We start from the raw sequence: 20008 nt of genomic DNA, 5'->3' as shown, positions 1-20008 counted from the left end.
GCGCTCCCACAATACGAGCGCCGCCGAACGAGCTCTCACGGACGCAGGTTCTCGTCTAAGCTGCCGCAAAGCTCTCGCGCCGAGTGGCGTTTCTGCGGCAGAGAAGGGTCTCGCACATGAACGGCACAGCGAAAATCTCAGGTGCACAGGAAAAGTCGGACCTGCGCATCCCCGGCTTCGCTCAACTGCAACGGCTCGGCAAGAGCCTCATGCTGCCGATCGCCGTGCTGCCCGCGGCGGGAATCCTGCTCCGGCTGGGCCAGGACGACCTGCTGGGCAAGATCAAGGCGCCCGTCATCGGGCCGTTCGTCCACGCGATGAGCGCTGCCGGCGACGCACTGTTCACCAACCTCCCGCTGCTGTTCGCCGTCGGCGTGGCCATCGGGTTCGCCAGGAAGGCCGACGGCTCGACAGCGCTGGCCGCCGTCGTCGGCTACCTCGTGGTGCAGTCGGTGTTCAAGACCATGTCGCCCGTCGTGCTGGCCGGCGAGGTCGACAAGGCAGGCGCCCAGGCCCAGATCAACTACAGCGTGTTCGCGGGAATCGTGGTCGGCCTGCTCACCGCGTGGCTCTTCGACCGCTACCACACCATCCAATTACCCGCGTACCTCGGGTTTTTCGGGGGCAGGCGGTTCGTCCCCATCGTGGTGTCGATCGCGTGCCTGTTCCTCGCGTTCGCGATGAGCTACTGCTATCCGCTGTTCGACGCGGGCCTGACCGGCCTGGGCAGGTTCATCGGCGGTTCTGGGGCCTTCGGCGCGTTCGTCTACGGATTCGCCAACCGCATGCTGATCCCCCTGGGCCTGCACCACATCCCGAATTCCTACGTGTGGTTCCTCTACGGCGACTATCAGACCCCCGACGGCCACGTCGTCACGGGTGAACTCACACGCTTCGCCTCGGGCGACCCGACCGCGGGCATCCTCACATCGGGGTTCTACCCGGTGCTCATGTTCGGATTGCCGGCCGCCGCCCTGGCGATGATCCACGTGGCCGACAAGAAACAGCGGAAGGTCGCCGTCGGCATCCTGTCGGCGGCTGCGCTGACCGCGCTGCTGACCGGGGTCACCGAGCCGCTCGAATTCTCGTTCATGTTCGTGGCGTTCCCGCTGTACGTCATCCACGCCGTGCTGACCGGGCTGTCGCTGGCGGTCGCGTACCTGCTCGACATCCACCTCGGCTTCTCCTTCTCCGCGGGACTGGCCGACCTCCTCCTCTACGGCACCGCCCCGGCCGCGAAGAACATCCCGCTGCTCATCGGCATGGGTGTCGTCTTCTTCGTCGTCTACTACGTGCTGTTCCGGTTCGCCATCACGAAGTGGAATCTGCGGACCCCGGGCCGGGAGCCGGATACCGAATTCGAAGCCGAGGAGCAGGCCAATCTCGGCGAAGGCGCGGATTCGAGGCCGGAGCAGGTGATCGCGGCCTTCGGTGGGCGGGGCAACCTCGTCGCCGTCGACGCATGCATCACGCGGCTGCGCATCGAGGTCGCCGACACGAGCAAGGTGGATCAGGACCGGCTGAAGAGTCTCGGCGCCGCGGGCGTCATCGAGGTCGGCAACAGTGTCCAAGCGGTTTTCGGCACCGACTCCGAAGCCCTCAAGAACGACATCGCCGCGATCCTCTAGACGTCGTGGCGGCCCTGAACCTCGCGCTCGACCTCACGCCACAGGCCCGGCATCGAACGCGGCATGCCCGCAACGCCTTTCGCCGCGGTCTGTAGCACCGCGTCGGCGTCGTCGATGTCCTTCATCAGTTCGAGCGCCAGTTCCCGCTCGGCGGCGTAGTACTTGGCCGCCCAGCGCAGCGCGATCACCGAATACGCCCACACCGGCTGGGCCTTGGCGCCGTCGGAGTCCTCGGCGGCCTGCCGCTCCATGGCCTCGCAGTAGGCGACGTGCTGCTCGAGCAGCTCCCGCAGCCGGGTCGGGTTGCTCAGGTGGCCGAACGTAACCCGCAGCAGCACACTGTGTTTGAGCACCGGCGGGTCGACGGGAGCGTTGTTGGTCCAGTCGGTCACGGCAGCCATGCCGGACTCGGTGATCTTGTACAGACGGCGCGTGCGCAGGCCTTCGTCCTGCTCGACGCGGGACTCGAGATAGCCAAGTCCCTCAAGCTTTTTCAGCTCGGTGTAGATCTGGCTGTACGACGGGCTCCAGTAGTAGAAACCGACGCTCCAGTCGATCCACTTCTTGATGTCGTAGCCGCTGAGTTCCTCTTCGTACGACAACATGCCCAGCAGCGTCCAACTCGTCGCCGCCAGCGACGGTTTGCTCTGCGGCTTGCTTGCCATCTGTTTAGCCTAACAATCTATTGCCGCAAAGGCCCCAGTCATGACCGCCTGTCGGGACAGTCATTTACCACCCGCCGGCGGGGCTACGGCGGCCACATACCGGCGTACCACCAGCTCTTCGGCCTTTTCGTCGGCCAACGGCCAGCACAGCAACGACAGTACAACCCGCACGATCCAGTCCGCGAGCAGCGGATCCGTGATGCCCGTCAGCTCGGCCGCCGCCTGCGAGAGCCGGGGTGAGTCGAAGTCGACGAGGGCTCCGGCACGCACCACACCCGAGGCCAGCGGGTCCGCCCGGACCACCCGCAGGGACGTCAGCACGGCCGCCGCGATCCGCTCGGGCCCGGTGTGCCCGGCCACCGCCTGCGCGATCTCCTGCCCGACCCGCATGACCGCGCGCGCCAGCACCCCGTCGCGCAGCGCCTGTTTGCCGCCGACGTGCCGGTACACCGTGGCGCGCGAACAGCCCACGCTGGCGGCGACCTCGTCGATGTTCAACCGGTCCAGGCCTCGGGTCGCGGCGCTGGCGGCCGCGGCGGCATAGATGCGTTCGATGCCCGCGTCGCGGCGGTCGGCGCCGATCAGCCAGTCCATCGGCCTGATACTAATCCATTGATTTGTCTCATAGCGAGACGAAAATTCTCAATCCGTCTGCATCACCGCAGCTCGCAGACCGTGCGTGAGACAGCCGAATTCCGGCCTTGACATGCCGTTATGGGAGCCCAAAACTCAAGGCGTGCAACTAGTTTCAGATCTGCTCAGCCCGTCCACGCTGGACGATCCGTATGACTGTTATGCGCAGCTCCGCCTGGCCGGTCCGGTGCACCGCGTGCCCGGCACCGACTTCTACCTGGCCACCACCTGGGATGCCGTACAGGAAGCCGTCGGCCGCCCGGAGGACTTCTCCTCCAACCTGACCGCCACGCTGGTGAATGCCGGAGCGCAGACCGGGACGGTTCGGCCGGGAACCTTCGACATGGGAGCCGTCGACACCGCCGGACATGTCCTCGCCACCGGCGATGAACCGCGTCATGCGCACGAACGCAAACTGGTGCTACCGGCGTTGGTGGCCAAGAGGATTCGGGCCCTCGAGCCGGCGATCGCCGACATCGCCCGGCAGCTGTGGGACGACGCGGCGGCGGACGGCCGCATCGAGTGGATGTCCGCCATCGGCGACCGCCTGCCGATGACGTTGGTGGCCAGGCTCATCGGGCTGCCCGACGACGACGTGCCGCAGCTGGTGCAGTGGGGCTACGGCAGCACCGAACTGCTCAGTGGCGTCTTCGACCTCGAGCACATCGGCACCGCGGTCGAGACGTCGGCACAACTCGCCGGCTACCTGTACGCCAAATTCGCTGAGGCACAGGCGAATCCGGGTGAAAACCTGCTCGGTGACCTCACCCGTGCGGTGGCCCAGAACACCGTCACGGCCGAGGTGGCGGTGCTGATGCTGCTGCAGCTGGTCGGCGCCGGCGGTGAGTCCACCGCCGGGCTGATGGGCAACGCCGCGCGGCTCCTCGCCACCCACCCCGACGTCCAGGAACAGGTGCGCCGTGACCCGCAACTGGTCCCCGCGCTCCTGGAGGAGACGCTGCGACTGGAGTCGCCGTTTCGCAACCATCACCGGCACATCCGGCGGGACACCACGCTGGCGGGTGTGCCGCTGCCCAAAGACGGCCACCTGCTCCTGCTCTGGGGGTCGGCAAACCGCGACCCGGCGGCCTTCGACGACCCCGACCGGCTGCAACTGGGCCGGCCGAACCTGCGCAATCACCTGGCGTTCGGGAAGGGCCTGCATTTCTGCGTCGGCGCGGCGCTGGCCCGCACCGAGGCCCGCCTCGGGATCACCACGCTGCTCGAGGCCACCAACTGGTTCGAGCTCGCCGGCGCCGAATGGGTGCCGAGCCTCATGGTCCGCCGGCACCTACGACTGGAGCTGCGCTACCGCTGACCGTCGCCGGTGGCGCCACCGGCGTCGTCCCGCACCATCCGCACCGACACATGTGGCAGCCGCTGCCCCGGCTTGCGGCTGAAGCTGTACTCCCACGACAGTCCACCCCACAGCTGCCAGCCACGGCGACGCGAGATCAGGCACAGTCCGGCCCCGACCGCGGTGCCCACGAGAACGCCGGTCTGCGCCAGCCCCAGATTCCAGAACCCGGCCACCACCGCGCTGGCCGCGAGCGCGCTCGTCGCGTACAGCGTGTTGCCACCGAAAATCTGCGGTACCCGGTGCGTCGTGAGATCCCGCAATGCGCCGCCGCCGACCGCCGTGATGGTGCCCAGCAGCAGGGCCGGCACCCAGCCGAGCCCCAGCGCCAGCGTCTTCTGCGCACCGGCGGTCGCCCAACAACCGAGGGCCAGCGCGTCCACGTAGGGAAACACCGCCTGCCAGCCGCGACCGCCGATCGGCATCAGGAACGCGATCGCCGCGCCGATCACCGCGCACAGCGCGTAGCGAAAGTCCGTGAGCGCCACCGGCGGTCCGTGCTGCAGCAGGGTGTCGCGGATGATGCCGCCGCCCAGCCCGGACAGCAGTGCCAGCGTCAGGAAACCGATCGGATCCATGCGCTCGTCGCGGGCGACGATGCCGCCCAGGATCGCGTTGGTCAGGACACCGGCCAGGTCGATGACGGCGAACAGCTCGCCGAGGGTCGGCACGGGCTATTCGGGCAGGCGCAGCTCGGGCTTCTCGACCTCTTCGATGTTGACATCTTTGAAGGTGATCACCCGGACCTGCTTGACGAACCGCGCCGGCCGGTACATGTCCCAGACCCAGGCATCGGCCAGACGCAGCTCGAAGTAGACCTCTCCGTCGGCGTTGCGCGGGATCAGCTCGACGCTGTTGGCCAGATAGAACCGCCGCTCCGTCTCGACGACGTAACTGAACTGCCCGACGATGTCCTTGTACTCGCGGTACAGCGAGAGCTCCATCTCGGTTTCATACTTCTCGAGATCCTCGGCACTCATCGGCACAGACTCATCAGTTCAGCGGTCCTTCGGTTTACTCGGTGTTGCAGGGCCATGTCTGGTTCGGATCGGCGGCCGGTTCCCATTTTCCCCTACCCGGATCGGCAGCGCTGCCCTATCGCCGGGTTGGCAGCGAGCTTGCGCACATTGGCGAACGAGAACCGGTGTTCGGGGCAGGGCCCCAGTTCGGCCAGCGCCGCGGTGTGGGCGGCGGTGCTGTACCCCTTGTGTACCGCAAACCCGTAGCCCGGGTGCACGGTGTCCATCTCGACCATCAGGCGGTCGCGGCTCACCTTGGCCAGCACGCTGGCGGCGGCGATACAGGCCGCCGCGGCGTCCCCGCTGACCACCGGCAGCGACGGCACCGACAGGCCCGGCACCCGGAACCCGTCGGACAGCACGTACCCCGGCCGCACGGACAGGCCCGCGACCGCGCGGCGCATGCCCTCGATGTTGGCGATGTGCACCCCGCGCCGGTCGACCTCGACCGACGGGATGAACACCACGTGGTACGCGAGCGCGTAACGCCGGATCAACGGGAACAGCCGTTCCCGTTCGGCTTCGTTCAGCTTCTTCGAATCATCAAGGGCGGCCAGGCTTTCCAGCCGATTCGGGCCCAGCACGCAGGCCGCCACGACGAGCGGGCCGGCGCAGGCCCCACGGCCGACCTCGTCGACCCCGGCCACCGGACCGAGGCCGCCGCGGTACAGCGCCGACTCCAGCGTGCGCAGGCCCGCGGACTTGCGGATCACCGTGCGAGGCGGCCAAACGGACACCGAAGAACCTTATTGACCGGTCTGCGGATTGACCGTGACGACACCACCCCAGCGCGACGGCGGCCACGCGATGAACCGGGCCTTGCCGATCACGTTGGCGACGGGCACGGTACCCGCGGTCGGGTCACCGGTGCACATCAGCGCGTTGATGGCGTCCGCCGGTGTGTTCGTGCAGTGCGCGCGCGAGTCCGCCGAGTGGGTGCGGTTGTCGCCCATCACCCAGAGCCGACCGTCCGGCACCTTCACCGGGCCGAACTCGTTGCCCAGGCACGGATCTGTCGCCGGGTCGACCATCATGGTCGCCGGGTCCAGGTACGGCTCCTTGAGCTTCTTGCCGTCGACCGTCAGTCCCGTCGAGTTGCGGCACTGCACGGTCTGACCACCCACGGCGATGACGCGCTTCACCAGATCGTTCTCATCGGGCGGCACGAAGCCGACGACCGAGAGCGCGTTCTGAATCCAGCGCATCGTCGGGTTGTCCGAACGGATCGACTTGTAGCTGATGTTCCAGTTCGGCGGGCCCTTGAAGACCACCACGTCGCCCGGCTCCGGCGAGCTGAACCGGTAGGTCAGCTTGTCCACCATGATGCGGTCGCCGACGCAGCCGCTGCAGCCGTGCAGCGTGGGCTCCATGGATTCCGACGGAATCAGGTACGGCCGCGCGACGAACGTCAGCACGAGGTAGTACAGCAGCACCGCAGTGACGACGAGGACGACGCCCTCACGCAGCGCGGCCAGCTTCGACTTCGGCTTCTCGTCGGCATCTTCGGCCTTGCGGGCCTCGTCTGCCTTGACCGGGTCGGCGGTCGCTGTCGTGTCGGCGTCGTCCGTCGCCGGACTGTCCGGAGTGGTGCTGTCTTCGCTTGGGCCGGTCACGGCACCAGGCTAATCAGCTCGGCGGAAGAGTCGCCGAACAAGCTCAGCGCTTTTCCTTGATCTTGGCCTTCTTGCCACGGAGCTCGCGCAGGTAGTACAGCTTGGCGCGACGGACGTCACCGCGGGTGACGACGTCGATGTGGTCGATGTTCGGCGAGTGCACCGGGAAGGTCCGCTCGACGCCGACGCCGTAGCTCTCCTTGCGGACGGTGAAGGTCTCACCGATGCCGCCACCCTGACGACGGATCACGACGCCCTTGAACACCTGGATGCGGTGCTTGTTGCCCTCGATGACCTTGACGTGCACATTGAGGGTGTCGCCGGGGTTGAAGGCCGGGATGTCGTCGCGCAGCGACGCCTGGTCGACGAAGTCCAGCGTTTTCATCGGTGACACTTCCTTGCTAACTCGCGGGCTACAGCCGCCGGACACCATGCGGCGCGACGGAAAAGCCATTCTCTTTACGGACGTTGGTCGGATGCCGTAGCGGGCGGGGACACATCCGAAACAGACGCCGACCCCGCGCCCAGCGCAGACAACTGCTCAATTGTGCCAGACAGCCGCCGGGTGACGAAATCGTGACCCCCGCCGGGCCGGTGCAGCCGACATCACACGCGGCACCGTCACAGTCGTCACACCCAACACACGTTTACCGGTTACGCTGATCAATCAGATTTTTATCCACCGTGATCTGAGGAGACCCATGCGCCCGCAGCACGCGAAGCTGCTGACCATCACCGCTGCCGCGGCAACGGTGATGCTCACAGCTGGTTGCGAGGCCAAGGTCTACGGGGCGCCGCCGCCGAACCGGATCGCGCTGACCGTCGTCCCGGTCGTCACCGCCCTGGAGATGCCGGAGGCCCCGGCCACCGAGCCCGCCGCTGCCCTGGCGGGCCTCGATGCCCGCGAACGGACCGCCACCAGTGATGCGGCGGCGGCCGGCGCGTCGATGAGCGCCGCGGTTCTCGATCGCAACACCGGCCAGCTGATCGCCGCCGGCAACAAGTCCGCCATGCCCATCGCGTCGGTGGCCAAGTTGTTCATCGCCGACGATCTGCTGCTGCAGGAGGCGAAGGGCCAGATCGAGCTCACCGCGGCCGACCGTCAGTCGCTGGACACCATGCTGCGCTCGTCGGACGACTCCGCGGCGGAGGTGTTCTGGAATCGCAGCGGCGGCAACAGCGTCGTCAGCCGCGTCGCGGCCCGCTACGGGCTGACCGGGACCTCGGTGCCCTACGACGGCAAGTGGTGGAACACCATGAGCACCACCACCGACCTGGTGCACTACTACGACCAGTTGCTGAACGGCTCCGGCGGGCTCCCGCCCGAGCGGGCCAGCATCATCCTGGCCAACCTGGCCGCATCCACGCCCACCGGCGCCGACGGCTACCCGCAGCGCTTCGGCATCCCGGACGGTCTGTACGGCGAACCGGTCGCGGTGAAGCAGGGCTGGATGCCGGATTGGGGCGGCAACAACTGGATGCACATGTCCACCGGCGTGATCGGCGCCGACCGGCGCTACGTCATGGCGATCGGCTCACTGCAGCCCACCGACGACGCCACGGCACGCGCGACCATCACCAACGCCGTGAAGACGATGTTCCCGGGCGGGCGGATCAACTAGCCGGGGCTAGTCGGGCAACAGGTCCGGCCGGCGCTCGCGCGTCCGCTGCAGACCCTGCTCGCGGCGCCAGGCCGCGACCTTGGCGTGGTCGCCCGACAACAGCACCGGGGGCACCTCGAGGTCACGCCAGACCGGCGGCCGCGTGTAACTCGGCCCCTCCAGCACTCCCCCGACGTGCGCCGAATGCGAATCATCCTGGTGTGACGCCGGATTGCCCAGGACGTCGGGCAGCAATCGCACCACGGCCTCGATCATGACCAGCGCCGCGGACTCACCACCGGGCAGCACGTAGTCACCGATCGACACCTCTTCGACCCGCATACGCCGGGCAGCGTCGTCGGCGACCCGCTGGTCGATGCCCTCGTAGCGGCCGCACGCGAACACCAGGTGCTTCTCGCCGGTCCAGCGGTGCGCGTGTTCCTGCGTGAACAGCCGGCCCGCCGGCGTCGGGACCACCAAAACCGTTTCCGGCGTGCAGATTTCGTCGAGGGCGGCACCCCACACCGGCGCCTTCATCACCATGCCGGGCCCGCCGCCGTACGGCGAATCGTCGACCGACTTGTGGACGTCATGCGTCCAGTTCCGCAGGTCGTGCACACCGAGTTGGACAGTGCCGTTGGCGATCGCCTTGCCCGGCAGGGACTGCTGCAGCGCGTCGAGATACGCCGGGAAAATGGTGACGACGTCAATCCGCATGGGTATCAATCCAACTCGAGCAGGCCGTCGGGCGGATCGATCTCCACCAGACCGTCGGCCAGCGACACCGTCGGCACCATCGCGGTGACGAACGGCACCAGCACCTCGGCACCAGATTCCGTTCGGATGGACAGCAATTCGCCGCCCGGGGTGTGCAGCACCTCGGTCACCACACCCACGTCGACACCGTCGACGGTGCGGACCTTGAGGCCCTCGAGCTGGTGATCGTAGAACTCGTCGGGCTCATCGATGGGCGGCAGGCTGGCGGAGTCCACCAGGAACAGCGTGCCGCGCAACGCATCTGCCGCATTGCGATCGTTCACACCGGCCAGCCGCACCAGCAGCCGCCCGCCGTGCTCACGAACGGCGTCGATCACATAGGTACGTTCGGCGCGCTCGGTGCTGCGCGCACCGGGCTTGCCACGCAGTGATGATCCCGGCGAGAAACGCTCGCCGGGATCATCGGTACGTACTTCGACGACAACCTCGCCGCTGATGCCGTGCGCCTTGACGACGCGGCCGACCACGAGGTCCATATTTACTGGTCGGTGTCCACCACGTCGACGCGGATGCCCCGGCCGCCGATGCCGGCGACCAGTGTCCGCAGCGCAGTGGCCGTGCGGCCGCCGCGCCCGATGACCTTGCCCAGGTCATCGGGGTGCACGTGCACCTCGACGGTACGACCGCGGCGGCTGGTCACCATGTCGACCCGGACATCGTCGGGGTTGTCGACGATCCCGCGGACCAGGTGCTCTACGGCGTCGACGACGACGCTGCTCATTCGGCGGGCGCTTCGGCCTCGGCCTCAGTGGCCTCGGCAGCCTCGGTCTCGGCGGCAGCCTCAGCCGCTTCTTCCTTCTTGTCCTTGCGCTTCTTCAGCGTGACGGCCTCGCCACCGGGAGCGGCGTCGGCGTTCGCCAGCGCGGCGTTGAACAGGTCCAGCTTGGACGGCTTGGGCTCCTTGACCTTCAGGGTGCCCTCGGCGCCCGGCAGGCCCTTGAACTTCTGCCAGTCACCCGTGATCTTCAGCAGGGCGGCGACCGGCTCGGTCGGCTGTGCGCCGACGCCCAGCCAGTACTGCGCGCGCTCCGAATCGATCTCGATCAGGCTCGGCTCTTCCTTCGGGTGGTACCGGCCGATGACCTCGATGGCGCGGCCGTCGCGGCGGGTGCGCGCGTCGGCGACGATGATGCGGTACTGGGGGTTGCGGATCTTGCCAAGCCGGGTGAGCTTGATCTTGACAGCCATGTTCTGCACTTCTCCTGATGATTGCCACGCTGCAATTCAGCGACTCGGGCGGATTGCCCGGTCCGGTCTTGCCTCACGTGTGTGACCGCCGCGCGGCGCATTGAACGGGTCGCGGACAGACAGCCGACCATTCTGCCAGAGCAGCCGCGACCGGCCCAAATCCCGTGAACGGCGACTCAGACCACCCGGTCGAAACACTTCGTCTCGACGCGGCGCGTCATACGCCAGCCCTCGGCGGTACGGACGAACTCGTCCTCGTACCAGAGGCCGCAGAACAGCACCTGGGGCTGTGCGTCGGCGTCCGCCGCGGGCAGCACCATCGGGTTGAAACAGATGGTGCGTGACTTCGCGGTGTCGCCGGTGATGGTGACGTCGAAGTTGCCGAGCATGTGCGCATAGGCCGGGAAATTCGGCAGCACCTGCGCCAGCCATTCCTTGACCTCGGGGAAATGCCCGTCGATGCCGCCCATCGCGCGGTAGTCGATGTAGGCATCCGGCGTGAAAACCTTTGCCAGATCATCGAATTGGCGGGTATCGATGGCCGTCGAGTACGCGATCAACAGCTGTTGGATTTCCAGACGGTCCGAGATCTCTTCCAGACTCAGCATGAACCGATTGAACACCACCAGTAGGCTGCTGGCTCCATGGGAAGGTTCGCAACCGCCGTCATGGCGACCCTGACGCTCGTGTTCCTCGCCGCGCCGCCGGTTGCGGCCGCTGACCCCGACATCCAGCCGGTCGGCACCGTACAGATCCCGGCAGGGCCGGCCCCGGCGTGGATCGTCGCCGACATGGACTCGGGCCAGATCCTCGCCGGACAGGACATCGACCTGCGGCATCCGCCCGCCAGCACCATCAAGACGCTGCTGGCACTGACCGCGCTCGGTGAACTGCCGAACCTGGACGCGACCGTGGCCGGCACCGTCGCCGACACCCAGGTGGAGTGCAACTGCGCCGGCATCGTCCCCGGCCACGTGTACACCGCGCGCCAACTGCTGGACGCGGTGCTCCTCGCCTCGGGCAACGACGCCGCCAACGCCCTGGCCGACATGATCGGCGGCTACGACGTCGCCGTCGCGAAGATGAACGCCAAGGCCGCCGCCATCGGCGCCGTCGACACCCACGCCGCCACCCCGTCGGGCCTCGACGGCGCGGGCGGTTCGGGCTGGACCACTCCCCGCGACCTGGCCATCATCTTCCGGGCCGCGATGGCCAATCCGTACTTCGCGCAGATCACCGCGCAGCCCGCCGCGACGTTCCCCGGCAAGAACGGCAACGAGCAGATCGTCAACGAGAACCAGCTGCTGCAGCGGTATCCGGGCGCCATCGGCGGCAAGACCGGGTTCACCAACGCCGCCAAGAAGACCTACGTGGGCGCCGCCGACCGCGGCGGCCGCCGCCTGGTCATCGCGATGATGTACGGCATGGTGCGCGAAGGCGGGCCGACCTACTGGGATCAGGCCTCGCAGTTGCTCGATTGGGGTTTCGCGCAGGACCGCTCGGTCAGCGTCGGCTCGCTGTAGACCGAACCAACCGAGACCCGACCGGAATCTCCGCGCGAGCTGATCGCAGCCTGGGTTCCGTAGCGTCGGCGCTCGTGCGCAAACTGTTCACGGCGACCGCGCTGGCCCTCGGCGCACTACTGGTGACGCCGATCGCCACACCGTCCGCGACGGCCGAACCCGCCGGGCAACCCACGGGCGCACAGGCATTCGCCAACGGCCCGGCCAAAGCCTGGCTGGTCGCCGACCTCGATACCGGCCAGGTGCTGGCGTCGCAGGATCCGGGCGGCTCATACGCGCCGGCCAGCACCATCAAACCGCTGTTGGCCATGGTCGTCCTGGACAACCTGCGTCCGGACGCGCTGGGACGGGCCAACGAGTCGCACACCAAAGTCGAGTGCTCGTGCGTCGGGCTCAAACCCGGCCAGGTGTACTCGGTCCGCCAGCTCCTCGATGCCCTGCTCATGGTGTCGGGCAACGACGCCGCGAACATGCTGGCCGACATGCTCGGCGGCCAGCGCGTCACGGTGGCGGCCATGAATCGCAAGGCCGCGGCGCTCGGCGCCCGCAGCACCCGCGCCGGCTCACCGTCCGGACTCGACGGTCCCGGCTGGGAATCGCTGACCACGCCGCGCGACCTCGGGGTGATCTACCGGGCGGCGCTGACCTACCCGGTGATCGCCGAGATTTTCCGGCAGACGTCGGCGCAGTTTCCCGGCAAGACCCTGACCAGTCAGAACGAGCTGTTGACGGGGTACCCCGGCGATTTCGCCGGCAAGACGGGCTACACGGACCGGGCCCGCAAGACGTACGTCGGCGCCGCGCAGCGCGGGAACCACCGGCTGGTCGTGGTGCAGATGTACGGCACCGGCGATCTCTACCCGCAGGCGAGACAGTTGTTCGACTGGGGCTTCAGCCAGTACACGTGAGTCAGTAGACCCGGCCGCGCAGGATCACCAGGTCGGGATGGTCGAGGACGCCCGGGAGTCGCGGATCGTCGGCGTAGCAGACGAGATCGGCCGAGGCGCCGTGCTCCAAGCCCGGACGCCGCAACCACTTTCGTGCGTTCCAGCTTGCCGCGCCCAACGCGTCCGTCGGGCTCAGGCCCACCCGGCCGAGGGCGGCGACCTCGTCGGCGATGCGGCCATGGGCGATCATGCCGCCGGCGTCGGTGCCCGCGTAGATGGGCACGCCGGCCTCGTGCGCGGCGCCGACGCGCTGCGGGCACGTCGCGTAGAGATCGCGCATGTGCTTGGCGTATGCCGGGAACTTGGTCGCCTTCTCCGCGATCCCGGGGAAGTTCTCGATGTTGATCAGGGTCGGCACCAGCGCCGTGCCGTGGGCCAGCATCAGCTCGATGATGTCGTCGGTGATCCCGGTGCCGTGCTCGATGCAGTCGATCCCGGCGTTGATCAGCCCCGGCAACGCATCCTCGCCGAACACATGCGCCGTGACGCGCGCACCGTTGGCGTGGGCGGCGTCGATGGCTTCTTTGAGGACGTCGTCGGACCACAGCGGCGCCAGGTCACCCACTCCCCGGTCGATCCAGTCGCCGACCAGCTTCACCCAGCCGTCACCGCGCCGGGCCTGCTCGGCGACGTACTGCGGCAGCTGCGATTCGTCCTCGATGTCGATCGGCAACCCGGGCATGTAACGCTTGGGCCGGGCCAGGTGCCGTCCCGCGCGGATGATCCGCGGCAGGTCGTCACGGTCGTCGAAGTCACGGGTGTCGACGGGCGATCCGGCATCGCGCAGCAGCAGCGCACCGGCCTGCCGCTCGGTCTCGGCCTGGCGCTCGGCCTCGTCGAGTTCGACGGGGCCACCCGGACCGATGCCGACGTGGCAGTGCGCGTCGACCAGACCGGGGATGACCCAGCCACCGTCGAAGATCGTCTCGGCGTTCGCGATCGGCTCGGCCGAGAGCACACCCTGATGTATCCACCACTGCACCTCGTCGCCGTCGGGCAGTCCCCGACCGCGAATGTGCAGCGCCCGCACAGCGGCTACTTCTTCGGGAACTTCAGCTGTGACAGATCGAAGTCGGCGAGGCCCGGCGGCAACTCGTTGAGCCCCTGCGGCATGTTCGACAGGTCCGGGAAACCGCCCGGCAGCGCGCTCGGGTCCAGACCGAACGGGTTGGCGGCCGCCTTCGGCGCCGTCGGGCCCCGGCCGCCCTTGCGGCCCTTGCCGGCCTGCTTGTTCTTGCCCTTGGCGGCCTTGCGAGAGCTCTTGCGGCCGAACGGCATTCCCATCTGGCCAGCCATCTGCGACATCATCTTGCGGGCCTCGAAGAAGCGGTCGACCAGCTGGTTGACCTCGGCCACCGTGACACCGGATCCATTGGCGATGCGCAGGCGCCGGGAGGCGTTGATGATCTTCGGGTCGGACCGCTCGGCGGGGGTCATGCCGCGGATGATGGCCTGGATGCGGTCCAGGTGGCTGTCGTCGACGGCCGCCAGGGCGTCTTTCATCTGACCGGCACCGGGCAGCATGCCCAGCAGGTTCCCGATGGGACCCATCTTGCGGATCATCAGCATCTGCTCGAGGAAGTCCTCGAGCGTCAGTTCACCGGAGCCGATCTTGGCGGCGGCCTCTTCGGCCTTCTTCTGGTCGAAGACCTGCTCGGCCTGCTCGATCAGGGTGAGGACGTCGCCCATGCCCAGGATGCGGGACGCCATGCGGTCCGGGTGGAAGACGTCGAAGTCCTCGAGCTTCTCGCCGGCCGACGCGAACAGGATCGGCGCGCCGGTGACCTCGCGCACGGACAGCGCGGCACCACCACGGGCGTCGCCGTCGAGCTTGGTCAGCACGACACCGGTGAAGCCGACGCCCTCGCGGAAGGCGTTGGCGGTGGTGACGGCGTCCTGACCGATCATGGCGTCGAGGACGAACAGTGTCTCGTCAGGCTTGACGGCGTCGCGGATCGCGGCGGCCTGGGCCATCAGTTCCTCGTCGATACCGAGGCGGCCGGCGGTGTCGACGATCACGACGTCGAAGTGCTTGGCCCTGGCCTCGGCCAGACCCGCGGCGGCGACCGACACCGGGTCGCCGGTGGTCATCTGGTCGATGGTCACGCCGTCGGGCGAGACTCCCGGGTGCGGTGCGAAGACGCTGACGCCAGCCCGCTCACCGACGATCTGCAGCTGGTTGACGGCGCCGGGGCGCTGCAGGTCACACGCGACCAGCAGCGGCGTATGTCCTTGATCCTTGAGCCATTTCGACAGCTTGCCGGCGAGGGTCGTCTTACCGGAACCCTGCAGACCGGCCAGCATGATGACCGTCGGCGGGGTCTTGGCGAACGCCAGCTGGCGCGTCTCACCACCGAGGATGCCGATGAGCTCCTCGTTGACGATCTTGACGACCTGCTGCGCCGGGTTCAGCGCACCGGAGACCTCGGCGCCCTTGGCGCGTTCCTTGATCCGGCCGATGAACTCGCGCGTGACCGGCAACGACACGTCGGCCTCGAGCAGGGCCAGGCGGATTTCGCGGGCGGTGGCGTCGATATCGGCGTCGGTCAGCCGGCCCTTGCCGCGCAGACCCGACAGCGCACCGGTCAACCGGTCGGACAGGGATTCAAACACGGGGTTAAGCCTAACTGCAGCGCCCGTCGCCGGTACTTCGGCACCACCGTCCCCTTGACACGGCGATACCCGGGCGCGCAGTATTTCATCACATGATGAATTCATTGCTTGATGAATTAACGAGGAGCCTGAAATGACCACCATGAACAGCGCGGACGTCGTCGTTGTCGGTGCCGGCCCGACGGGTCTGGCGTTGGCGTGCGAACTGGCGATGCGCGGCGTCGCGGTTCAGTTGCTCGAACGACGCCGTGACATCCCGAACATCACCCGGGCCTTCGGCGTGCATGCGCGGACGCTGGAACTGCTGGACGCCCGCGGCCTGGCCGACGAACTCGTGCAGCGCGGGCTCCCCGTCCAGAGCGTGAGCCCCGTCCCGGGCGCCGCAATCAACCTGCGGGAATTGCCCACCCGCTACCCCATGGTGCTGATGGCACCGCAGAGCCTGACCGAACGGGTGCTGACCGCACGCGCCATCGAACTCGGCGTCGAAATCCGTTACGGCGCCGAAGTCGCCGGTCTGACGCAGGACAAGGACGGCGTCACCGTGCACCTCGCCGACCACAGCACGGTGCGTGCCGGCTACCTCGTGGGCTGCGACGGTGCCCACAGCGCGGTGCGCACGATGCTGGGCATCGGGTTCGCCGGCAAGCAGTACCAGACCCACATCCTGCTGGCAGACGTCCAGCTGACGAGCCCGCCGGCCGGCGGGCTGGCCGCCGCGAACAGCCCCGACGGCGTCGTGCTGCTGGTCCCGTTCGGCGACGGCTGGTTCCGCGCCATCGCCTGGGACCGCACCCGGGAAGACGTGCCGCTCGGCGAACCTGTACCGCTTTCCGAGATCACGGGCTCACTGCGCCGCATCGCGAAAACGGACTTCGGCGTCAGCGAGATGCGCTGGAGCACCCGGTTCCTGTCCGAGCGACGCCAGGCCGACCGCTACCGCGTCGGCCGCTGCTTCATCGCCGGCGATGCGGCGCACGTCCACTCGCCCCTCGGCGCACAGGGCATGAACACCGGCATCCAGGATGCGATGAACCTGGGCTGGAAGCTGGCGTCGGCCGTCAAGGGCACCGCACCGGCCTGGCTCCTGGACAGCTACCAGAGTGAACGCCATGCCGTCGGCGCCAACGTGCTCAAACTGACCGATGCGTTCAATCAGCTGGTCCTGGGCCGCAGCCTGCCGCGGCGACTCCTGCGGCGCATCGCCATCACCGCGCTCCTGAGCACCGGGCCCACCAGGCGTGCCATGGGCGGCCGCCTCAGCGGAATCGCCATCAGCTATCCCCGCAAGCGCGACGATCACCGTTTGGTCGGGCGCCGCATGCCCGACATCGCGTGCGCGGGCACCCGGGTCTACGAACTGCTACGTGACGGCCGATTCCTACTGCTGACCAAGCGCGGTCTGACGCTCGACCGCACCGACGTCACCTGTGCGGTCACCGGCGATGACCAATTGCCGCCCGCCGTGCTGATCCGGCCCGATGGCTACGTCGCGTGGGCCGGCGAGGCCACCGACGCCCCGGCCGCCGTCCGGAAGTGGTGCGGCAGCGCCGAACTCGCTAACTCACCTCGGCCGTGATCACGGCAGGCTTGACCGGCGCGGGCGCGGGCAACACCGCATACAGATCCTGTTCGAACGCCGCCCGGGCCTCGGTGGCCGTGAAGTCCTCCGGCACCACCAGACCGAACGCGTCGACGACGGTGGCGCCCAGCGTCGTCACCTTGGCCCAGGCCACATCTGCGCCCTTGCGCTCGACGACAGCGGCCAGGCGGGCGAGCAGGCCGGGCCGGTCGGCGCTGCGGATCTGCACGACCAACTCGTCGTCCGACGACCCCTCGAACCACCGCACGCGGGGCGGCGCGACCGTGTGGTAGCCGGGCACCGCCGCCGGGACCTCGCCCGCGCGCCGGGTCGGGGCCGGAGTTTCCTCGTCCCGCTGCTCGAGCGCGGCGATCACGTCGAGATCGCCGTCGAGCGCCAGGATGAACTGCTGACGCAGCAGTTCCGCGGCCGGCGGGGAGCCGAAGTGTGGCGACACCACGAAGGTGTTGATCGCCAGTCCCTCATGGCTGTTGACCGACGCTGAATGCACCCGCAGCGAGTGCAGGGCCAGCACCCCGGCGGCTTTCGACAGCAGACCGCGCCGATCGGGGGCGAGCATCGTGACGTTGAACAGGTGCGCGCTGTCCGCCGCGGTGAGTTCGACGTGGACACCGCTCTGACTGGCGCGCGAAAGCAGTTGCGGGTCAATGGGATCGGGGTGCGGCAGGTCCTCCCCCGCCATCATCAGCCGGCACCGCCGGACCAGATCGCCGATCAGGGAGGCCTTCCAGTCACCCCACACGCCGGGACCTGTGGCGAGCGAATCCGCCTCGGCCAGCGCGTGCAGCAGCTCCAGCAGCAGTCCATCGCCACCGAGCGCGTCGACCACCGATGCAATGGTGTTGGGGTCCTGCAGATCTCGACGCGTCGCGGTCTCCGGCAGCAGCAGGTGGTAGCGCACCATCTTGACCAGCACCTCGATATCGGCCGGCCACAAGCCCAGCCGGATGCCGATCTGATTGGCCAGTTCGGCTCCGATCACACTGTGGTCGCCGCCCCGGCCCTTGCCGATGTCATGCAGCAGCGCACCCAGCACCAGCAGATCGGGCCGGTCCACGCGGGTGGTGAAAGCGCTTGCCCGGGAGACGGTTTCGATCAGATGCCGGTCGACGGTCCAGATGTGCACGACATCACGTGGCGGCAGGTCGCGGATCGCGCCCCACTCCGGGAACAACCGGCCCCACAGCCCGGTCCGGTCCAGGGCCTCCACGGTGGCCACCGCACCCGGCCCGGCGGCCAGCATCACGAGCAGGTCGTTGAGCGCTTCTTTCGGCCACGGCGCCCGCAATTCGGGCGCCGATTCGGCCAGCCGCGCCAAGGTCGATCCCGCGATGGGCAGTCCGTTGGTGGCTGCCGCGGCGGCCACGCGCAGGATCAGGCCCGGGTCGCGCTGCGGTTTGGCGTCGCGGGCCAGGATGACCTCGCCGCCGAATTCCAGTACACCCTCGTCCAGCGGTCGCCGGACGGGTCGTTTGAGTGCCGCAAAGCCTCTGCGCGGCAAGGCATTCCCCGCGGTCCGCACGCCGGCGTCCACGTAGAAGCTGATGGTGCGGGCGGCATCGCTGATCATGCGGGCCAGATCGAAGCGGTCACCGATGCCCAGTGCGGCGCCGACCTCGTCGGCGTACTGGGCCAGCACCATCTCACGGCCCTTGTGCGAGACGCGATGGAGCTCGGTGCGCACGTTGAGCAGTGCGAGATGCGCGTCGCCCAGCGTGCCGATCGGCGACGCCACGGACCGACTCGGGTAGACGTCCGCCAATTGCGCCATGGCCAGTGCGTTGAGCAGCTGCACATCGCGCAGCCCACCGCGGCCGTTCTTCAGATCCGGTTCCGCGCGGTGCGCGATCTGACCGGAACGTTCCCACCGCGCCGCGGCGTGTTCGATCAATTCGGTGAAACGGGAGGTGATCCCGGTCCGCCACTGCCGCCGGGCGCCGCCGACCAACAGGGACGACAGATCCGAATCGCCCGCGATGTGCCGGGCGTCGAGCATGGCCAGCCCGGCGGAGACGTCGCCGGCCGCGGTCTTGAGTGCCTGCGGCACCGTCCGGACGCTGTGGTCGAGGTGAATGTTGGCGTCCCACAACGGGTACCAGAGCGCCTCGGCAACCTCGGTGACGGCGGCCTGCGGCAGGTCGTCGTGCAGCAGCATCAAATCCAGGTCCGAGTACGGCAGCATCTCCCGGCGTCCGAGACCACCGGTCGCCACGATGGAGAAGCCACTGGTCTCGGTGATACCGATCTCGGTTGCCTTTGCGGCAAGCCAGAATTCGTACAGATCAACCAGCGCCTCGCGCAACGCCACCGAATCGAGGCGGCGCGCGCCGCCGCCCAGCAACTGCTCGACAGCAGCACTCAGGTCGCTGGCCGGACGGGTTGATCCCGCTGCCGAAGCAGACGAAACCGAAGTATCGTCGGCTCCGGCAGCGGAATCTGGTGTCTGCATTGTCATCTGGTGGTCAGCCGACGTCAGATGGCGTCGCTGCCCCGCTCACCCGTACGGACGCGCACCACGGTCTCGACAGAGGTGACCCACACCTTGCCGTCACCGATCTTGCCCGTCCGCGCGGCCTGCACGATGACATCCACGACCTTGTCGACCGACGCGTCGTCGACGATGACCTCGACCCGCACCTTGGGCACGAAGTCCACCGAGTACTCAGCACCGCGGTAGACCTCGGTGTGGCCCTTCTGGCGGCCGTAGCCCTGCACCTCGCTGACGGTCATCCCGAGGATTCCCATTTGCTCCAGACCGGTCTTGACGTCTTCGAGCGTGAACGGCTTGACGATCGCCGTGATCAACTTCATTTGATCAATTCCTTCCAAATAACCGCGGTA

At 68.0% G+C, this 20008-nt stretch carries 22 protein-coding genes; 6 read left to right on the top strand and 16 right to left on the bottom strand.

Going from position 1 to position 20008, the window contains the following annotated elements; genetic code table 11:
* Nucleotides 1-116 precede the first annotated feature (116 nt).
* Nucleotides 117-1628 carry a PTS transporter subunit EIIC gene (locus ACJH6I_RS18040; RefSeq protein WP_406784354.1) on the top strand — a complete coding sequence of 504 codons (1512 nt, stop codon included), beginning with the start codon at nucleotides 117-119 and terminating at the stop codon, nucleotides 1626-1628.
* On the opposite strand, the gene ACJH6I_RS18035 is transcribed toward ACJH6I_RS18040, so the two are convergent.
* Both ACJH6I_RS18035 and ACJH6I_RS18030 read right to left on the bottom strand, forming a co-directional pair.
* A complete protein-coding gene (locus ACJH6I_RS18035; protein ID WP_020103763.1) occupies nucleotides 1625-2293 on the bottom strand; it encodes a PadR family transcriptional regulator in 669 nt (222 codons plus the stop codon). The two genes, ACJH6I_RS18040 and ACJH6I_RS18035, sit on opposite strands and share 4 nt — an antisense overlap.
* Before the next feature lie 60 nt (nucleotides 2294-2353).
* Nucleotides 2354-2887 carry a TetR/AcrR family transcriptional regulator gene (locus ACJH6I_RS18030; RefSeq protein WP_318985984.1) on the bottom strand — a complete coding sequence of 178 codons (534 nt, stop codon included), beginning with the start codon at nucleotides 2885-2887 and terminating at the stop codon, nucleotides 2354-2356.
* A 142-nt stretch (nucleotides 2888-3029) separates the two neighbouring features.
* Here ACJH6I_RS18030 and ACJH6I_RS18025 point away from each other — a divergent pair, with 142 nt between their 5' ends.
* Entirely contained in the window at nucleotides 3030-4244 is a 1215-nt protein-coding gene (locus ACJH6I_RS18025; RefSeq protein WP_318985983.1) for a cytochrome P450, read from the top strand.
* Here the strand turns inward: ACJH6I_RS18025 and ACJH6I_RS18020 are convergent.
* The 5 genes from ACJH6I_RS18020 to rplS all read right to left on the bottom strand — a co-directional run bounded on the left by ACJH6I_RS18020 (nucleotide 4235) and on the right by rplS (nucleotide 7300).
* A complete protein-coding gene (locus ACJH6I_RS18020) occupies nucleotides 4235-4954 on the bottom strand; it encodes a TRIC cation channel family protein (RefSeq protein WP_318985982.1) in 720 nt (239 codons plus the stop codon). The genes ACJH6I_RS18025 and ACJH6I_RS18020 overlap by 10 nt on opposite strands.
* A 3-nt stretch (nucleotides 4955-4957) precedes the next feature.
* On the bottom strand, nucleotides 4958-5263 hold the full coding sequence (locus ACJH6I_RS18015; RefSeq protein WP_003893809.1) for a DUF2469 domain-containing protein: 306 nt from the start codon (nucleotides 5261-5263) through the stop codon (nucleotides 4958-4960).
* Nucleotides 5264-5355: 92 nt separating this feature from the next.
* On the bottom strand, nucleotides 5356-6039 hold the full coding sequence (locus ACJH6I_RS18010; RefSeq protein ID WP_212811888.1) for a ribonuclease HII: 684 nt from the start codon (nucleotides 6037-6039) through the stop codon (nucleotides 5356-5358).
* 9 nt (nucleotides 6040-6048) lie between these two features.
* Nucleotides 6049-6915 carry a signal peptidase I gene (lepB, locus tag ACJH6I_RS18005; protein ID WP_318985981.1) on the bottom strand — a complete coding sequence of 289 codons (867 nt, stop codon included), beginning with the start codon at nucleotides 6913-6915 and terminating at the stop codon, nucleotides 6049-6051.
* A 43-nt stretch (nucleotides 6916-6958) separates the two neighbouring features.
* Nucleotides 6959-7300, bottom strand: coding sequence for a 50S ribosomal protein L19 (rplS, locus tag ACJH6I_RS18000; RefSeq protein WP_020103768.1), 342 nt, complete (start codon nucleotides 7298-7300; stop codon nucleotides 6959-6961).
* Nucleotides 7301-7616: 316 nt separating this feature from the next.
* Between rplS and ACJH6I_RS17995 the strand changes: the two genes are divergently transcribed.
* Nucleotides 7617-8537: a serine hydrolase gene (locus ACJH6I_RS17995; RefSeq protein ID WP_318985980.1), complete on the top strand. Its 921-nt coding sequence runs from the start codon at nucleotides 7617-7619 to the stop codon at nucleotides 8535-8537.
* 6 nt (nucleotides 8538-8543) lie between these two features.
* On the opposite strand, the gene trmD is transcribed toward ACJH6I_RS17995, so the two are convergent.
* The 5 genes from trmD to ACJH6I_RS17970 all read right to left on the bottom strand — a co-directional run bounded on the left by trmD (nucleotide 8544) and on the right by ACJH6I_RS17970 (nucleotide 11089).
* A complete protein-coding gene (gene trmD, locus ACJH6I_RS17990) occupies nucleotides 8544-9233 on the bottom strand; it encodes a tRNA (guanosine(37)-N1)-methyltransferase TrmD (RefSeq protein ID WP_212811891.1) in 690 nt (229 codons plus the stop codon).
* A gap of 5 nt (nucleotides 9234-9238) precedes the next feature.
* On the bottom strand, nucleotides 9239-9769 hold the full coding sequence (gene rimM, locus ACJH6I_RS17985; RefSeq protein WP_318985979.1) for a ribosome maturation factor RimM: 531 nt from the start codon (nucleotides 9767-9769) through the stop codon (nucleotides 9239-9241).
* A 2-nt stretch (nucleotides 9770-9771) separates the two neighbouring features.
* On the bottom strand, nucleotides 9772-10014 hold the full coding sequence (locus ACJH6I_RS17980) for an RNA-binding protein (RefSeq protein WP_003881089.1): 243 nt from the start codon (nucleotides 10012-10014) through the stop codon (nucleotides 9772-9774).
* A complete protein-coding gene (rpsP, locus tag ACJH6I_RS17975; RefSeq protein ID WP_029105754.1) occupies nucleotides 10011-10481 on the bottom strand; it encodes a 30S ribosomal protein S16 in 471 nt (156 codons plus the stop codon). Before rpsP ends, ACJH6I_RS17980 begins: the two co-directional genes overlap by 4 nt.
* Before the next feature lie 176 nt (nucleotides 10482-10657).
* The gene (locus ACJH6I_RS17970) at nucleotides 10658-11089 is read right to left on the bottom strand and encodes a nuclear transport factor 2 family protein (protein WP_064979066.1); all 432 of its coding nucleotides are present in this window, start codon (nucleotides 11087-11089) and stop codon (nucleotides 10658-10660) included.
* 36 nt (nucleotides 11090-11125) lie between these two features.
* On the opposite strand from ACJH6I_RS17970, the gene ACJH6I_RS17965 reads away from it, so the two are divergent.
* Entirely contained in the window at nucleotides 11126-12004 is an 879-nt protein-coding gene (locus tag ACJH6I_RS17965; RefSeq protein ID WP_406784353.1) for a D-alanyl-D-alanine carboxypeptidase family protein, read from the top strand.
* Between the two features lie 74 nt (nucleotides 12005-12078).
* Nucleotides 12079-12912, top strand: a complete 834-nt coding sequence (locus ACJH6I_RS17960) for a D-alanyl-D-alanine carboxypeptidase family protein (protein ID WP_406784352.1) — start codon at nucleotides 12079-12081, stop codon at nucleotides 12910-12912.
* A 1-nt stretch (nucleotide 12913) separates the two neighbouring features.
* On the opposite strand, the gene ACJH6I_RS17955 is transcribed toward ACJH6I_RS17960, so the two are convergent.
* Both ACJH6I_RS17955 and ffh read right to left on the bottom strand, forming a co-directional pair.
* The gene (locus tag ACJH6I_RS17955; RefSeq protein WP_318985978.1) at nucleotides 12914-13981 is read right to left on the bottom strand and encodes an amidohydrolase family protein; all 1068 of its coding nucleotides are present in this window, start codon (nucleotides 13979-13981) and stop codon (nucleotides 12914-12916) included.
* A gap of 5 nt (nucleotides 13982-13986) precedes the next feature.
* A complete protein-coding gene (gene ffh, locus ACJH6I_RS17950; RefSeq protein ID WP_318985977.1) occupies nucleotides 13987-15564 on the bottom strand; it encodes a signal recognition particle protein in 1578 nt (525 codons plus the stop codon).
* Nucleotides 15565-15697: 133 nt separating this feature from the next.
* Here ffh and ACJH6I_RS17945 point away from each other — a divergent pair, with 133 nt between their 5' ends.
* The gene (locus ACJH6I_RS17945) at nucleotides 15698-17143 is read left to right on the top strand and encodes an FAD-dependent monooxygenase (RefSeq protein WP_318985976.1); all 1446 of its coding nucleotides are present in this window, start codon (nucleotides 15698-15700) and stop codon (nucleotides 17141-17143) included.
* Here ACJH6I_RS17945 and ACJH6I_RS17940 read toward each other — a convergent pair.
* On the bottom strand, nucleotides 17124-19616 hold the full coding sequence (locus ACJH6I_RS17940) for a [protein-PII] uridylyltransferase (protein ID WP_406784351.1): 2493 nt from the start codon (nucleotides 19614-19616) through the stop codon (nucleotides 17124-17126). The two genes, ACJH6I_RS17945 and ACJH6I_RS17940, sit on opposite strands and share 20 nt — an antisense overlap.
* Before the next feature lie 23 nt (nucleotides 19617-19639).
* Complete coding sequence (locus ACJH6I_RS17935) at nucleotides 19640-19978, bottom strand: P-II family nitrogen regulator (protein WP_020103781.1); 339 nt, start codon at nucleotides 19976-19978, stop codon at nucleotides 19640-19642.
* Nucleotides 19979-20008 lie beyond the last annotated feature (30 nt).

This window comes from Mycobacterium sp. SMC-13 (assembly GCF_045311035.1).
Lineage (GTDB): Bacteria > Actinomycetota > Actinomycetes > Mycobacteriales > Mycobacteriaceae > Mycobacterium.
This window is presented reverse-complemented; position numbering and strand designations above follow the sequence as displayed.